Below are 407 nucleotides of genomic sequence, written 5' to 3'. Positions count from 1 at the left end.
GTGGCCTGCACCAGCTGGTACAGCCAGTCGTACTGGTACGTGCGTACCGCGGCCACCCGCTGGTTGCGGAAGTATTTGACCGGAGCCGCCTGGTCCTCCACCCGCGTGACGTTGCCGACCGGGTCGTACGTATAGTGCAGGTCCTGCAATACCGTGGCGGCGCTGCCGGACCCTGGCCGAGCTGTTTGGGCTCGGCTCAGGCGCCGGGTCTGCGGGTCGTACTCGCAGTCGGTGGTGACCCCGTTGCCGGCCTGTTCATGCAGCAGTTGATGGTCGGCACGGTAGGACAGCGCACTCACCACCGCCTGCTCGGTACCGCCGTCCAGCTGCAGCCAACTGCCGGCGGGCCGCCCGGACACATACCAGGCGCAGCGGTGCCGGTGGCCGGCCGCATCGACCAGCATCAG

1 pseudogene is annotated in these 407 nt (G+C 68.6%); it reads right to left on the bottom strand.

Features of this window, described 5'->3' with window-relative positions:
- Positions 1-407 (bottom strand): annotated as a pseudogene (locus tag KVT39_RS36585) (RHS repeat protein); the annotation flags it as partial.

It is taken from the genome of Burkholderia sp. GbtcB21 (genome assembly GCF_019091065.1).
GTDB classification, from domain to species: Bacteria; Pseudomonadota; Gammaproteobacteria; order Burkholderiales; family Burkholderiaceae; genus Burkholderia; species Burkholderia pyrrocinia_C.
This window is presented reverse-complemented; position numbering and strand designations above follow the sequence as displayed.